Source organism: Photobacterium sp. AWH4_225, from assembly GCF_056158405.1.
Genome location: NZ_JBSWTF010000004.1, coordinates 19,876 through 33,963, shown reverse-complemented (window position 1 = coordinate 33,963; position 14,088 = coordinate 19,876). Strand labels below are relative to the sequence as shown.

The window sequence follows — 14,088 nt, the reverse complement described above, 5'->3', positions numbered from 1 at the left end:
TGAGGTTTATATGAATTCGCAAGAGATAGTGCTTTCACCAGATTGGAAAGATATTGAATGGGTACTGACGGATGTAGATGACACCCTGACTTGGCAAGGGCAACTGCCACCTGAGACGTTAATTGCCCTTCAAAAGTTGCGTGAAGCTGGAAAGAAAGTGGTTGCGGTTACCGGTGCATGTGCTGGTTGGGGCGATCATATTGCCCAGCTATGGCCTGTCGATGCGGTACTGGCTGAAAATGGCGCTGTGATCATGGAGAAGAAAGAGGGCTTTTTGACGCTTCGCTCCGACGTACCAATCGAAGATATTCGTAACACGCAGCAGCGCCTTAAAGTAGAGATTGAGGCAATTCTTACTGACTATCCTGAATTGAATCTGACGCTGGACCAAGCATACCGTATTTGCGAAGTGGCGATTGATATTGGCCAGAACCGCCCTAAAGTGGATAGTGAAACGGTGAATCAAATTGTTAGTCGTATTCACGCCTTGGGAGCGAGCGCAACGGCAAGCTCTATTCATATCAACGCATGGTATGGCGATCATTCAAAGAAAGACACAGCTACAGCTTTCTTAAAAGAAAAAGGTTTGACGGATCAACAGATCAAGCAGACTGCTTGCTACGTGGGTGATTCGATGAATGACCAATACATGTTCGAGTTGCTGCCAAAAAGCGTTGGGGTGGCAAATATCAAACATTACTGGGATCAGCTGAAGTTTAAGCCACAAGTGGTGATGACAAAGCCAGGCGGTTTTGGTTTTGCAGAGTTTTCTGAAAAGCTGCTCAATTTAAAGTGAAGAAAAAGAACAGGCCAGTAATGGCCTGTTTTTTTATTGTTTGTGTGCTTCTGTACTCCCACCAATCGCAATGAATATCTTACGTTTGCACTTTGGGCAGTAAAACTTGTATTTACTTTTATGAGTGATATGGCGCTCTATAAAGTTCCGCCTTATTCGGGTATTTGCAACATGCATCCCACAGTCTTTACACATATCCTTATGTTAACCTCTACTGTCGTTTTATTGGCTTATTGTTCAAATTATTGACACTGTGAATATGAGAGCAAAATAACGCTGATATCGCAATGCGCCCTGTATCAAAAGTAAGACACATAGAGGGATTGCTTTGTTAGGAACTCTTTGAATACCCGAACAATGAAGACATTTTTTGTCAGATTCTTCGCCCAAAGTGTGACGGTTGTTATATAATCTGCGGTCAAGCAATTTACCCACGCATTTTGTGAAAGGGTATTGCGAAGAAAGATAAGGTAACTACATGAATTTAAATAAAGAGCTTCAGAGTCTAAATAACCGTTTAGATAAACTTCGTCGTAAGTTGGCTGGAGCACAAGAGCGCGGTGATCAGGCGATTGCCGGCCAGGCGACACAAGAAATCGAGACCATTACCAAAAAAATTAATAAAGTTAAGCACCAGACCAAGCGTCAACTTAACAAAAAAGGGTCTGATGTGAAGTCTCTGCCTTTCAACCGTCCACTGACTAAAGCTGAGCAATCCGATATGGGTAAGCTTAAGAAATCAGTGAAAGGCCTAGTTGTTGTTCACCCAATGACGGCACTTGGTCGTGAAATGGGTATCACTGTTGTTACTGGTTTCGCACCGAAAGAGTTTTAATCGACTCAATAAGATTTTTGTTTATCAGCTTGAGTCATCTAGCTGATAAGCATATAGCTCGGGAGCTACAGGCTCCCTTGTTCTGAATTTCTCCAATCCTAACAAATTACTGGATGTCGTATATTATTCGTAAACTGGATGCTATCAAGGTAGAAGGCACCCAGTATTAGCGTAAATGATTCAGTTGTTTATGTGGGTTACATTGACTTAAAGGAAAGTTGCATGAAGCTGTCTGTTTTGGATCAAGCACTGTTCGATCACCTTTACCGTGATATTCGTGAATTTCGTAATACCTTTGACTTGGATATCGAGTCGCCTTCCAGTTTGAACGAACAGGCTGATGCACTACACACATCGCTGGCGGTTGAAGAGCTGACCGAACTTGCTGAAGCGGATTCTCTAGTGGAGCAAGCAGATGCAATTGTTGATTCGGTTTATGTATTGATGGGCCGCTTGGTTCACCTAGGTGATGACAAGGTAGAATCAAATGTTGGTATCAGCTACCTGATTGACTTGTTGCTGCAGATTACTAAGCGTTTGGGCTTTGATTTCGTTTCTTGCTGGGATGAAGTACATTCGAGCAACATGAGCAAAGTATGCCGTAACGAAACTGAATTCGAAGAGACTAAAGCTTTTTATGCCAAACAAGGTGTAGAAATTGTCGGTAGCCAGAAAGGTGAATTCATCATCGCTAAGTGTGCCAAAGATGTTGATCTTGGTGGCAAACTAGTTCGCCAAGGTAAAGTACTGAAATCAGTCTACTACCGTCCAGCTGATCTGGTTAAGCTGGTGACAGCGTAACCTAAGTCAGCAACGATAAAGCTCGGTAAGGTGAGAACAATGTATTCTTACTGCCGAGCTTTTTTGTATATAGACTTTAATAATCAAAAATAAAGATATTTAACACTATGCCTTCAAAATCAGAAACTCAGCCTTCTTCTGAAACGTCTCTTGGTCGTCAGCTTTTCGATATGACCTGGCCAATGCTATTTGGCGTACTTTCTCTCATGAGCTTCCAACTGGTTGATAGTGCTTTTATTGGTCAGTTAGGTGTGTTGCCGCTTGCTGCTCAGGGCTTTACGCTACCGATGCAAATGGTGATCATCGGTCTTCAGGTTGGGCTTGGCATTGCAACCACGTCCTTGATATCGCGAGTGTTAGGAAGTGGTGATTTCCAACGCGCTAAACAATTGGGTGGGCTAGTGGTTATTACTGGTGCTCTCAGTGTATTGCTAATCTGCCTGTTTATCTGGTTTGCACGCGGTGGCATCTTGCAAATGCTAAGCGCACCGCAAGATGTATACCCAGTGATAGATAGTTACTGGCCTGCATGGCTGGCAAGTTCTTGGTGTGGTGCCATGCTGTATTTCGCTTACAGTTTGTGCCGTGCCAATGGGAATACCATGCTGCCGGGAATCATGATGGTAGTAACCAGCTTACTGAATATGGCACTTGATCCTTTGTTCATCTTCACCTTTGATATGGGGCTAGTCGGCGCCGCTTGGGCAACGGTTGTCGCTTTTGGTGTCGGTATGATAGCGGTATACCCTAAGGTGATTCAACGCCACTGGCTGAGTTTTGAGTGGAAGGGCTTGGATATATTCGCCTCGATGAAAGAGCTAGTGAATATCATGGCGCCAGCAATGCTGAGCCAATTATTGCCGCCTTTATCGTCGATGCTGGCAACCAAATTGGTCGCAGGGTTTGGTGCCGCGACTGTTGCAGCTTGGGCATTGGGGTCAAGACTGGAGTTTTTCTCAATCGTCATTATCTTAGCGCTGACCATGTCTATGCCGCCAATGGTTGGCCGATGGTTGGGCAAAGGTGAGATAGCTAAGATAAAGTCATTGGTTTCTCTATCGGTGAAGTTCGTTTTGGTATGGCAGTTGGCAATAGCCATTCTACTGTTTATCACGCTTGCACCTTTGACGGATCTACTCACCAGTGAGGATGCGGTCGGCGATATTCTTGCTATTCATTTAACCTGGGTACCGCTAAGCCTTGGTCCTCTGGGTGTTTGTATGTTGATGGTTTCTATCTGTAACGCACTAACCATGCCAATGCGCGCTTTGGTGATATCGGCACTTCGTCTGTTTGTTTGTTTCTTGCCGTTGCTTTGGATTGGTTCGGAATATGGCGGCATTCAGGGGCTATTTATAGGCGCTATGGTCGGCAATGTGATGGCAGGTGTTGTAGCTTGGAGTGCCTATCAGCGAGGCATGAGTGCAGTAGAAACTAAGTTTGCCAATAGTACAACCTATTAGCGTAATACATCCTAGCAAATTGGGTGTAAATTATAACGAAAACAAAAAGTTGGAATGGAACGTATGAAAACTTTTACTCTTAATGCGCAGACAATGCATTATCAGGATATCGGTGAAGGCCCTGTACTTGTCTTCGGACATAGTTATTTGTGGGATAGCACTATGTGGGCGCCGCAGGTGGAAGTGCTCAGTCAGTCTTATCGTTGTATCGTGCCGGATTTTTGGGGGCACGGTGGTTCTTCAGTTGCGCCAGAATCAACCCGTACACTTAGTGATTATGCCAATGATGTGTTGGCTCTTCTTGATCATTTGGACATTGATACGTTTTCCCTCATTGGTTTGTCTTCCGGGGGAATGTGGGCAACCGAGCTTGTGATTAACGCCCCGGCACGGGTTAAGAGTTTGGTATTGATGGATACCTTTGTTGGTCTAGAACCTGAAGTCGTTCATACCAAGTATTTTGCCAAGATGGCCGAAATGGAAGAACACGCGGCACTTACTACTGATATCGTTGAGTTCTTTGATGAGCGACAGTTTGCAGCATTTGACAGGAACCATCCAATTCGCCATGGCTTCCGTGAAAACCTGCGGTCAGCCACGAAGGATAAAGCGCATGCTCTGGCAAAGGCTGGTCGAATGGTATTCGGTCGTCGTGATATGTTCGAAGATGCAGAGATGTTTGCGCTGCCAACGTTAATCATGGTTGGTGCACAAGATGCGATGCGTCCAGTGCTAGAGTCTCAGCTAATGCATGATGGGATCACTGGCAGTGAGTTTGTTCTTATCCCGAATGCTGGCCATATCAGTAACCTAGAGCAGCCTGAATTTGTCACTGAAAAGCTAGTTGTCTTTTTATCTAAGCATGCCGGCTGACATGATTTAAATCGAATAGCTTACGCTAACAGATACATACTAAAGAGCCAGTCATTGGAATGACTGGCTCTTTTTGTAATATATATTTTTGCTGGCTGGTAATATTAGTTCAATTGCTCACAGTAAAGCGGTTGGCTTACTGCCTTAGCTGCCAAAGCTTGCTGCATCTCACTGATCAGTGCAGATTGATTAGGTAGGGGAAGTGCAGCCACATCGCAAATCAAACTGCCGTGCTCGTCATCATGGAAGACCATACCACACGCTGCAGGTTTACCTTTGAAGAAGCCGACAAATAACTGCGCAGGCGAATTTTCTTCAAACATGATCTGTGTAAGGTATTCAATCAAGGCTTCTTTGTCAGATTCGTTTTGCCAACGGTTAGCAAGAACAAGCGAGTATCGAATAGTGAGAGGATGGCAGTCTACTGGGTAGATGGTCAGTGAAAGTGAGCTTTCGGATTCAGGGGCTTGGTAAGGGCCAAAATCTAATGATTCCTGGGCTGCATGGTATAAGGCAAGACCTTTTTCACTGAGTGGGGTTGGGAACTCCGCATCGGTGATATGGCTTGCCATCCACCGGTTTTTTCGTTCGATGAGTTGTTTCATCTGGACTACTGACCGTTCTTTTTGCTTTGATTGCCAACACCATACCGCAAAAGAAACCTTCTGGGTATGGCTTGAGATTTATTTGCTTAATTAATGACTGATTATAACCTCATCGTTGGCAACACGATGTCTTTCGCTATAAATACCATCATCAGCACGTTTGCCGCAGCTTACGATCATGGTGATTTCAGCGTCCTTATGCAGTCCTAGGAGCGCTTTAGCTCGCTTGGAATCAAAGCCTTCCATCGGGCAGGTATCATATCCTTCGGCGCGCATTGCTGTCATAAACGTCATGGCCGCCAGGGAACTGCTTTTGTGAAGGCATACGCGTACATCAGCTTTGCTCACTTCACGAACCATTGGCTTGTTGAAGCCCAGGACAAAACTGAGGATTTTTCTGCCCAAACCGAAAATCCCAAAGCGATCATTGTTATAAACGAAAGGGATCAACTTTTCATAATATTTCAGTGCTCGCTTTGATGTGGCATCTTCACGGCCTTCGAATGCTTCTCGGATTGTGGCGGCGTTCATTTCTGCTCGGCCTTTCCATTTATATGGTGTCACAACAAAAGCGACCAGTTCATTGGCTGTTTTGGCGGCGTTTTGTCCCATGCAATAACGTGCAAGTTGTTCACGCTTATCTTCACTAACGACACGGTGGAATTCCCATAATTGCATGTTAGAGCTATTTGGAGAGAGAATGGCCAACTCAAGAGAGCGGGTCACAGCATGATGGTCGAATGGTGCTGATTGGTCGTATTTACGCACTGAGCGTCGCGAGTGGATGATTTCCGATAATACAGTAGTTGATTCAGACATATTGGTTGATAAAGTAAAAAGCCTGCGTTCACTATACCTGTTTTAACAATCTCACCAAAGTTGATGCCATCACTTACTCAGTGCTTATCAAAGAAGTCTTTATTTCGAATGTACTTATTCATGTAATGGTAGGTGATGGGTCTGAGTAACCAACTGACAATAGAGCGGTACAACCTTGCTATGGTGGGTGTATCTTCATAAATCTTGCCATTGTGAAGCCAAAGGACTTTCCCGACATGCCAGAACATAAAGGGAATAGGCGGTAGAAAAGTAACGATGTCCAAGTCACAGCATATACGGTAGGTACGTTTAGCGAGTGGATAACATTGTTTGAAATTCCAGAAACCGGTAGCGGGTTGGCCAAATGTCACAATTCGCTTAATCGCGGCGGGTTGATGCTGGTATAGCCGGTGTGCAACTAGAATTGCCATAGCGCCTCCGGAAGAATGACCGGTAAAGGTGATCCTTTTTCCCTGTTGTATAAGGGGAAGTAGCACGGATTCTATTTGCTCATACAAGGTAAGCGCAGTTTGCTTGAGGTTTTTTTCGCTAGCCTGCATGAACTCGGCGTTCATGGCATCACTTAAATGAGGATTAGGCTTGATAGTGTTGGCTTTACTATGTTGCTCAAGCAAAGAGTAATACCCCCAGTGAACATGACACTCGCGATCACCGGAGCGAATCTTTTTTGGAAGAAAAGCTAAATTGATCAACCAGTCCCAAACGCTTTGAGAGCCTTTAAAAACCACGACAACTTCATTTCTTTCTCCCCATAGAATACGAATGATGGTACGTCCCCAGCGGTCTGTGACTTCATGGCGACCATTCTTATCGAATCCATACAAGGTGTGGTTAAAGGTTTTGGGGTAGGCGAGGTTACAAAGAATGGCATAGCGTTCATATTGATATCGTTTCAAAGGTTTCATTAAACGCTGGTCCTCACCGCATAGATGACTAAAACATATAGCTTAAGTATGTGACATTTCTAATAAGGATTCGGTTTGATAATGATCACTGTGTGAAATAAAAACTGTCATCCAAGCCTTGTAAGATGAATAAATCATTGCATATAGATCAAATTTTATGAAATACCTTGCTTAATATTTGTCCAATGGCGTAGCAATTTGATATAAGAATAGATGGCTGGATTTTCATGCTTTTTTAACTATTTAGTAGATACATGGCAGGAACACATGATGGATTATGATGTTAACTCTCACCCCTTTATGAAATTTAGCGAAGCGGCTCAACCTGAGGCGGTCGTTAAACACTTTCAACAAATGATGTTAGCTGGCAAAGCGATTGAGACCATGACGGTTGATAGCACTAAGCGTATGCTTGAGAAAAGCTATCAGCAAAGCCTTAAACTGATTGAGGAGATGGATAACCAATTTGCTAGCAAACAAGATCAACAACAATCCTTGTGCTTCCCTTTTGATCTTATGGATCAAATGACAAGGAATATGGTCGACCAATGGAATGCGTTAGCGGGTTTACCAACCAGCGCGAGTGAAGACTTTGAAAAAGAGTTAGAACTGGCCAAGGCAAAAGAAGCTGACCTACTGGCTCAGTTATCTGCTCAGGAAGGCAAAATCGAATCAATGGCAACTTCCTTGGCTACAAGCGAAGAGGCTGTAACCAAAGCGACAAGAGCCAAGCAAACAGCACAGCGTAATGCGCGCAAAGCTAAAGCCGAGCTAGAAGCAGCTACAGAAACAACTAAACAGCTTGAGGAGCAAGTCAATTTGCTCGAAGCTGAAAAGGCAGCTGCTCATCAAGATAATCAATCACTGAATAAGCAGAATGCTGAACTGAAGCAACAAATTGCGAAACTACAAAGTCAGTTGGAAGCCGTTAGCCAAAGCTAATGATCGTTTTGTTTATCGTATACATATAAAGCGCCTTCGGGCGCTTTTTCTTTTTAAATCAACAATACTTAATCCGTGAACTATCTATGTGTTTCTTGTTGTCTTTGTGTTAATACTAATAACAATAATACGCAGTGAATTGAAGCCCTTGATAAAGTCTCAACAAGGGAAAGGAGATACTATGAGTAATAGACAGCGGGAAGTCACACTACGTTTTTTGGCCGAGCCGGGTGATGTTAACTTCGGCGGCAAAGTGCATGGTGGCGCCGTAATGAAATGGATCGACCTGGCCGCTTATGCATGTTCGGCGGGGTGGAGCGGAAAATACTGCATAACGGCTTACGCTGGTGGCATTCGCTTCGTAAAGCCTATTCATGTAGGTAACCTAGTAGAAGTAACAGCAAAGGTTATTTATACAGGGCGCTCTTCTATGCATATTGCGATAGATGTCCAGGCGAGTGATCCAAAAGAGCTGAAAAACCAGCTGACCACTCATTGTATCGTGATTATGGTTGCGGTGGATGAACAGGGTCAGCCTACAGATGTTCCTGAATGGGTTCCGCAAACCGATGAAGATAAAGTGCTAAGAGAATCAGCCATTAAGTTGATGAACATGCGCAAGGAAATCGGTGAGGAAATGGAAGCGCATGTGAAGTATATAAAGTGATCAAACAGATAGTGTAAATAGGCTATAGAACTTGGGATAGATCAACGAATTGATTGGAAATAAAGACAAAGCGGTAATGATAGTTATAATCATTACCGTTTGATTTGTTCGAAATGGAAGTAATCAATGAATCCTGTTGTTTTGTTTGGTGCAAGCCGTGGCCTTGGCTTTGAGGTTGCTCGTTATTTTCGTGAGCAGGGCGTAGATGTGTATGCAATGGTCCGTAAACCAGAAAGTGCATCAGCGCTTGAAGCTATCGGTGTAAGTGTTGTTCTGGGTGATGCGCTTGAGCAAGCTAGCGTCAATACGTTGTTGGATTTGGCACCCGAAAATGCAGTTGCTGTATCTACGATGGGGAGCTTTCAAGCCGAGGTACCCGTTGATTATATCGGTCACCGTTTAGTGATTGATGAATTGGAACAACGAAATATTCGTCGATTCGTTATGGTGACTTCACTGGGATGTGGTGATTCGTGGGCCTTTTTGTCTGATAAAGCTAAAGCCGTATTTGGTAAAGCCGTTCGTGAAAAGAGCCTTGCAGAATCTTGGTTATCAACAAGCCAATTGGACTACACCATACTTCGCCCTGGTGGTTTGCAAGATGGGGAAGTGACTGAGCAAGGTCAGCTTTCACAGAATGGTGAAGTGCATGGTTTAATCACTCGTGCTGAAGTGGCCCGGCTTATTTATCAAGTGTTATCTGATGAAGATGCGATTGGACAAATCTATGCTTGTGTTGACCCAGTTTTCACCCGTAATTTTAAGCGATAAACAATTTTATTCGAGAGAGTTGAACTTCAAAAGCCATCAGTAATGATGGCTTTTTTTTGTTGCTAGATGTTTAACCAATTGACGTAAAAGTTAATGAAGGCTATTCTGGCTTACAGTTGTACGCTCAATGGATAGGATCAAAAGGATGACCTCTACCAAACCTCCTGTATTGTGGTTAAATGTTGCAATTTTCACCGTTACATTCCTTATTGCTATTATAGCAACCCCGCTTTATGCATATTTTGTCGGCTTTGATGCTGCACAATGGCTTATGTTGCTGTTTGCTTTCTCGTTTTGTGGCATGTCTATAACGGCGGGTTATCATCGCTTATGGTCGCACAAAACGTATGAAGCCAATGCTGTTGTCAGGTTTATCTTTGCTATTGGCGGTGCTTTTGCTCTGCAAAACAGTATTCTGCACTGGTCTTCGGATCATCGAATTCACCATCGTTATGTTGATAATAACGACAAAGACCCATACTCAGCCAAGATGGGCTTCTTCTATAGCCATATCGGCTGGATGCTAAGAGAGTATCAAGCAAGCCGATACAGTGATTACTCAAATTGCCGAGACTTACAGAAAGACAAAATCGCAATGTGGCAGCATAAGTATTATGTTCCTTTGGCCATAGCAACTAACTTTGGCATACCTTTCGTTTTTGGCCTGATCCATGGGGATGTTTGGGGGGCGTTATTGTTGGTGGGCATCGTGCGTTTGGTGCTGAGTCACCACACTACGTTTTTCATTAACTCATTGGCGCATGTATGGGGTTCTCAACCATATACGGAAAAGAATACTGCGCGTGATAATGGCCTGCTTGCCTTGCTGACATTTGGTGAGGGTTATCATAACTTCCATCATATCTTTGAAAATGACTACCGAAATGGTATTCGCTGGTGGCAGTTTGATCCGACGAAATGGTTAATTAAATCTTTGTCATGGTTTGGAGCAACGAAAAACTTGCGAACTAGCCCAGAGGATCGGATTGAAAAAGCGAAAGCCAGAATGCTTCACAAGCGTGTTCAAGAGAAGTTGATGGGCAGTGTAGAAAGTAAAACCACTGAACTTAAACTGGCTCGGTTGGATGAGGAATACGAATTATTGCTGAAGAAAATTGCCGATTATTATGGGGCAAAAAAGCGCTTAATTGAGCTTAAGAAGAAGAAATTGCTTAAGAACTACGAGAGTTTTGAATTTTTGCAGCAATACAATGAAATGAAGCGAATGCTCGAAGAGCAGCGAAAATCCTGGCAACAACTAACTGCACAATATGTGTGAAAATAGTTAGATAGCTTGTAAAAGGCGGGGAATTTCCCCGCCTTTTTTTGACTTATTGATTGGTCACAAGTTAAGCTCTCAGGAAATCATTGACGTTTTGTTGACGTAGAGACGCAAGGTCACCAGTAGAATTGTCAAAAATTGTCTCATTTTTGCAAAGGCAGTTATTCATAGAATTAAGCAGAATGGGATTTGCCATAATTAGGGGATGTATAGATGGAGGTACTGGTGTGAGACGCTTGTTGTTAATGCTACTCGCTGGTGTAATGTCGTGCTCTGTTCAAGCGGTTGAATATCAAAAGCCGGATGCCGACAGTAAATTAGTTGGCGTTATGGAGTACTACCAGGTCGTTAGAGGTGACAGTCTGCTGGATATTGCCAACAAATATAATATTGGCTTATTACAGCTGATGGCTGCTAATCCAGGCGTGGATCCATTTTTACCTACGCCGGGTTCACTGTTAACTGTTCCAATGCAGCTGGTTCTGCCTAATGCGAAACGGCAGGGTATTGTGATTAATCTAGCTGAGCTTCGTTTGTACTATTTTCCCAAGGACAGCGAGAAAATGTACGTGTTTCCTATCGGGATCGGTCGTGTAGGGCGTGAGACGCCCAAGATGACGACGAGTATCAGTCAAATGATTGAAAACCCGACTTGGACGCCGACAGCAAACATTCGCAAAGAATACCGTGAGAAACATAACATTGAGCTTCCAGGTGTTGTGCCGGCTGGCCCAGAGAACCCGCTCGGTGAGTACGCAATGCGCCTTTCTTATGGTAGCGGCCAATACTTGATCCATGGAACCAATAAAGACTTTGGTATTGGTATGCGAGTAAGTTCAGGCTGTATCCGCATGAACCCATGGGATGTTGAATGGTTATTTACTCAAGTTGGTCGTGGTACTCGAGTGCAGATCATCAACCAACCGTTGAAGCATACAGTAGAGCCTGATGGCAGTGTGTATGTCGAAGTACATGAACCACTATCGAGAAATGAAAACCAGAAAGGTGAGTTTAAGACTGTTAAAGCTCCTGATAGCCTTAAAGCTGAAGTGGCGGGAAGTGATGACGCTTACCAGAACCTTGAAGTTGCTTTGCTTAAGCAATCTGGTGTACCTCAGAGATTGAACTAATCTCGACAGAGCTTCGAAATTGATAAAAGCCACCGGAAGGTGGCTTTTTGCTTATAGAGTGATGTAATACGAATTACAGCGTCTGGCCTAAAATAGGCGTGGCTAGCGAAGAAATCATCTCTGGTGAAGTATTCAGTGTCTCGGCGATTTGAGGCAACTTTCGGCCTGATCGAGATAACTTAAGTGCTTCACGCAAAAGGACACAAGCCTCAATTTCTTTTACTGAGAACCCAGTATACTTGGTGATCTCTTCTAGTGCCTTGTCATCTGTTACCTTGTCACCTTTAAGCAGTGAAGTCAGGCATAATTGATGGTGACCACTCAAAGAAGGGCTGGTCGATTTATTCTTTACGTTGAGCTTAACAACCTGATCGGCCAATACACGCAAAAGATTGCCGCTTTCGCCTTCTAGTGATATTTCATTACCCACTTTGAGCCATTTGTTGAGCTCTTTTGAAACTGCAGAAATAAGCGGTGTAATTCTAAAGAAACCCGCTTCACGACAGATAGGTATAGTTAGACGTTGTGAGAACTCAATCTTGTTATAAGTTGAGCCAGGCATGATAGTCACGGCATGAAGACAGTCAAACGGGATGAAGAAGCCGTTGCCGGCAGTCACCGTGTATTCTGCTTTACCTAAACGAATAAATGCGCACCCTGAAGTCATGATAAGCATGAAGGCAGTATGACTTTTTTTCCTAGAACCGACGTCTAAATAAGTGTGTTGATGCAGTGAATAATCAATAGCCTGTTTCATAGTAAATCTCTAGCAAATTAGCTGACACATGTTGTGCGCTTTTATTGTAAGCGTCAACTGATCGGATGATATTAACAGATAAATGGTGGTTTTTTGGTAAGAAATGCTAGCAGTAAGGCAGACTTTGCTTCATCGAAAGGGTAAAGTGCTTGAATATAATACAGTTTAATCTGGTAAGACCTCCAACCATCGCGTTGTTTGGGGTATGTCATTGGGTAAATCTAATAAATCTGCGTAAAATGTCGCAGTTTTTTCAACATATGAAGCATTACAGTGCAGTCTAATAACGATATCTACAAAGAAATTCGCCCGTACAATGACGATGAAGTCAGTGGGGCTATTACGCGTCTGGTAAACGATAAAGAATTCATAAACGCCATCCTTAACTACCGTTTCCCGCAATTATCAGGTGTGTTTGGGTGGCTGTTAACGCCGCTAATTAAACGATTCCTAATAAATAAATGGTCTAACATCAAAACTGTCGATGATGTACAACGCCAGATAGCGAAGTATATGCATGCGACAATTGATCATTCATGTGACGGTGTCACATTTAGTGGGTTGGATAACTTAGACCCTAACAAGTCCTATCTCTTTGTGTCGAATCACAGGGATATTGCCATGGATCCAGCCATGGTGAACTGGTGCCTTTTTAACAATGGGTTTAATACTGTTCGCATTGCAATTGGTGACAACCTGCTGAAAAAACCATGTGCCACTGAACTAATGCGACTGAATAAGAGTTTCATCGTTAAGCGTTCAGCTAAAGGGCCACGTGAGATGATGAAAGCATTAGGTTTGCTTTCAAGCTATATTTCGCACTCTTTAGAGACAGGTAATTCGATTTGGATTGCGCAAAAAGAAGGTCGTGCGAAGGATGGTAACGATAAAACTGATCCTGCTATCTTGAAGATGTTCTACATGGACGGCCGTAAACAGAAAATCGACTTTTCTGATTATATGTCGCAGTTGAATATCGTACCGGTCGCTATCTCTTATGAAAACGATCCGTGTGATGTCGCTAAAGCTAAAGAGCTCTACCAGAAAGAAACTGAAGGTAGTTACGAGAAAGGTGAGTTTGAAGATATAGAGAGCATTATCCAGGGCATTGTTGGTCAGAAGCGACGTATTCACGTAAGTTTTGGTGATGTGATTGGAACTGGCTTTGAAACACCTGAGTCTTTGGCAGAGGAAATCGATCGCCAAATCACGACCAACTACCACCTTTTCCCAGCTAATTACATTGCTGCGGGCATGACTGACAGCTCTGTGAATGAGGCTGAAATTGCTAGGTTCAACGAAAAGTTCGTTGAACTGCCAGAGGGCGTCATAGCCATTCTTAAGCAGATGTATGCAATACCCGCTCAGAAAAAGCAGAAGTAATAGAAAAGCAGCCAACTGGCTGCTTTTTTAATGCTGGA

At 43.5% G+C, this 14,088-nt stretch carries 15 protein-coding genes; 11 read left to right on the top strand and 4 right to left on the bottom strand.

The genetic code is table 11. From position 1 onward, the window contains the following. The first annotated feature begins 10 nt into the window (after positions 1 to 10). The 5 genes from ACXAD4_RS17550 to ACXAD4_RS17530 all read left to right on the top strand — a co-directional run bounded on the left by ACXAD4_RS17550 (position 11) and on the right by ACXAD4_RS17530 (position 4,768). Positions 11 to 796 (top strand): HAD-IIB family hydrolase, encoded by a 786-nt coding sequence (locus tag ACXAD4_RS17550; protein ID WP_475243065.1) that lies wholly within the window; start codon positions 11 to 13, stop codon positions 794 to 796. Between the two features lie 478 nt (positions 797 to 1,274). Beyond that, complete coding sequence (locus ACXAD4_RS17545) at positions 1,275 to 1,631, top strand: YibL family ribosome-associated protein (RefSeq protein ID WP_317520022.1); 357 nt, start codon at positions 1,275 to 1,277, stop codon at positions 1,629 to 1,631. A gap of 222 nt (positions 1,632 to 1,853) precedes the next feature. Further along, positions 1,854 to 2,432 carry a nucleoside triphosphate pyrophosphohydrolase family protein gene (locus ACXAD4_RS17540; protein ID WP_475243063.1) on the top strand — a complete coding sequence of 193 codons (579 nt, stop codon included), beginning with the start codon at positions 1,854 to 1,856 and terminating at the stop codon, positions 2,430 to 2,432. Between the two features lie 107 nt (positions 2,433 to 2,539). After that, the gene (locus tag ACXAD4_RS17535) at positions 2,540 to 3,895 is read left to right on the top strand and encodes an MATE family efflux transporter (protein WP_475243062.1); all 1,356 of its coding nucleotides are present in this window, start codon (positions 2,540 to 2,542) and stop codon (positions 3,893 to 3,895) included. Positions 3,896 to 3,958: 63 nt separating this feature from the next. Beyond that, on the top strand, positions 3,959 to 4,768 hold the full coding sequence (locus ACXAD4_RS17530; RefSeq protein WP_475243061.1) for an alpha/beta fold hydrolase: 810 nt from the start codon (positions 3,959 to 3,961) through the stop codon (positions 4,766 to 4,768). Between the two features lie 104 nt (positions 4,769 to 4,872). Here the strand turns inward: ACXAD4_RS17530 and ACXAD4_RS17525 are convergent, their stop codons facing one another. From ACXAD4_RS17525 to ACXAD4_RS17515, 3 genes are all read right to left on the bottom strand, one after another. Beyond that, positions 4,873 to 5,373 carry a hypothetical protein gene (locus ACXAD4_RS17525; protein ID WP_475243060.1) on the bottom strand — a complete coding sequence of 167 codons (501 nt, stop codon included), beginning with the start codon at positions 5,371 to 5,373 and terminating at the stop codon, positions 4,873 to 4,875. A gap of 90 nt (positions 5,374 to 5,463) precedes the next feature. Next, positions 5,464 to 6,192: a nitroreductase family protein gene (locus ACXAD4_RS17520; protein ID WP_475243059.1), complete on the bottom strand. Its 729-nt coding sequence runs from the start codon at positions 6,190 to 6,192 to the stop codon at positions 5,464 to 5,466. Between the two features lie 77 nt (positions 6,193 to 6,269). Beyond that, the gene (locus tag ACXAD4_RS17515; protein ID WP_475243058.1) at positions 6,270 to 7,118 is read right to left on the bottom strand and encodes a lipase family protein; all 849 of its coding nucleotides are present in this window, start codon (positions 7,116 to 7,118) and stop codon (positions 6,270 to 6,272) included. Between the two features lie 213 nt (positions 7,119 to 7,331). On the opposite strand from ACXAD4_RS17515, the gene ACXAD4_RS17510 reads away from it, so the two are divergent. The 5 genes from ACXAD4_RS17510 (at position 7,332) to ACXAD4_RS17490 (ending at position 11,910) form a co-directional block, all read left to right on the top strand. After that, entirely contained in the window at positions 7,332 to 8,060 is a 729-nt protein-coding gene (locus ACXAD4_RS17510; RefSeq protein WP_475243057.1) for a hypothetical protein, read from the top strand. A 181-nt stretch (positions 8,061 to 8,241) separates the two neighbouring features. Then, on the top strand, positions 8,242 to 8,727 hold the full coding sequence (locus ACXAD4_RS17505; protein WP_475243056.1) for an acyl-CoA thioesterase: 486 nt from the start codon (positions 8,242 to 8,244) through the stop codon (positions 8,725 to 8,727). 126 nt (positions 8,728 to 8,853) lie between these two features. Continuing rightward, on the top strand, positions 8,854 to 9,498 hold the full coding sequence (locus ACXAD4_RS17500) for an SDR family oxidoreductase (protein WP_475243055.1): 645 nt from the start codon (positions 8,854 to 8,856) through the stop codon (positions 9,496 to 9,498). Between the two features lie 145 nt (positions 9,499 to 9,643). Continuing rightward, positions 9,644 to 10,777, top strand: a complete 1,134-nt coding sequence (locus tag ACXAD4_RS17495; RefSeq protein WP_475243054.1) for an acyl-CoA desaturase — start codon at positions 9,644 to 9,646, stop codon at positions 10,775 to 10,777. Between the two features lie 230 nt (positions 10,778 to 11,007). Then, entirely contained in the window at positions 11,008 to 11,910 is a 903-nt protein-coding gene (locus ACXAD4_RS17490) for a L,D-transpeptidase family protein (RefSeq protein WP_475243053.1), read from the top strand. 73 nt (positions 11,911 to 11,983) lie between these two features. Here ACXAD4_RS17490 and ACXAD4_RS17485 read toward each other — a convergent pair whose 3' ends face one another. After that, complete coding sequence (locus tag ACXAD4_RS17485; RefSeq protein WP_475243051.1) at positions 11,984 to 12,667, bottom strand: hypothetical protein; 684 nt, start codon at positions 12,665 to 12,667, stop codon at positions 11,984 to 11,986. Positions 12,668 to 12,940: 273 nt separating this feature from the next. Here ACXAD4_RS17485 and ACXAD4_RS17480 point away from each other — a divergent pair, with 273 nt between their 5' ends. Then, positions 12,941 to 14,050, top strand: a complete 1,110-nt coding sequence (locus tag ACXAD4_RS17480; protein ID WP_475243050.1) for a 1-acyl-sn-glycerol-3-phosphate acyltransferase — start codon at positions 12,941 to 12,943, stop codon at positions 14,048 to 14,050. Positions 14,051 to 14,088: the final 38 nt, after the last annotated feature.

What these genes read in the sequence shown, in the direction of transcription:
- ACXAD4_RS17550 (WP_475243065.1), top strand. Translation starts at nt 11, where the DNA reads ATGAATTCGCAAGAGATAGTGCTTTCACCAGATTGGAAAGATATTGAA.
- ACXAD4_RS17545 (WP_317520022.1), top strand. Translation starts at nt 1,275, where the DNA reads ATGAATTTAAATAAAGAGCTTCAGAGTCTAAATAACCGTTTAGATAAA.
- ACXAD4_RS17540 (WP_475243063.1), top strand. Translation starts at nt 1,854, where the DNA reads ATGAAGCTGTCTGTTTTGGATCAAGCACTGTTCGATCACCTTTACCGT.
- ACXAD4_RS17535 (WP_475243062.1), top strand. Translation starts at nt 2,540, where the DNA reads ATGCCTTCAAAATCAGAAACTCAGCCTTCTTCTGAAACGTCTCTTGGT.
- ACXAD4_RS17530 (WP_475243061.1), top strand. Translation starts at nt 3,959, where the DNA reads ATGAAAACTTTTACTCTTAATGCGCAGACAATGCATTATCAGGATATC.
- ACXAD4_RS17525 (WP_475243060.1), bottom strand. Translation starts at nt 5,373, where the DNA reads ATGAAACAACTCATCGAACGAAAAAACCGGTGGATGGCAAGCCATATC.
- ACXAD4_RS17520 (WP_475243059.1), bottom strand. Translation starts at nt 6,192, where the DNA reads ATGTCTGAATCAACTACTGTATTATCGGAAATCATCCACTCGCGACGC.
- ACXAD4_RS17515 (WP_475243058.1), bottom strand. Translation starts at nt 7,118, where the DNA reads ATGAAACCTTTGAAACGATATCAATATGAACGCTATGCCATTCTTTGT.
- ACXAD4_RS17510 (WP_475243057.1), top strand. Translation starts at nt 7,332, where the DNA reads ATGGCTGGATTTTCATGCTTTTTTAACTATTTAGTAGATACATGGCAG.
- ACXAD4_RS17505 (WP_475243056.1), top strand. Translation starts at nt 8,242, where the DNA reads ATGAGTAATAGACAGCGGGAAGTCACACTACGTTTTTTGGCCGAGCCG.
- ACXAD4_RS17500 (WP_475243055.1), top strand. Translation starts at nt 8,854, where the DNA reads ATGAATCCTGTTGTTTTGTTTGGTGCAAGCCGTGGCCTTGGCTTTGAG.
- ACXAD4_RS17495 (WP_475243054.1), top strand. Translation starts at nt 9,644, where the DNA reads ATGACCTCTACCAAACCTCCTGTATTGTGGTTAAATGTTGCAATTTTC.
- ACXAD4_RS17485 (WP_475243051.1), bottom strand. Translation starts at nt 12,667, where the DNA reads ATGAAACAGGCTATTGATTATTCACTGCATCAACACACTTATTTAGAC.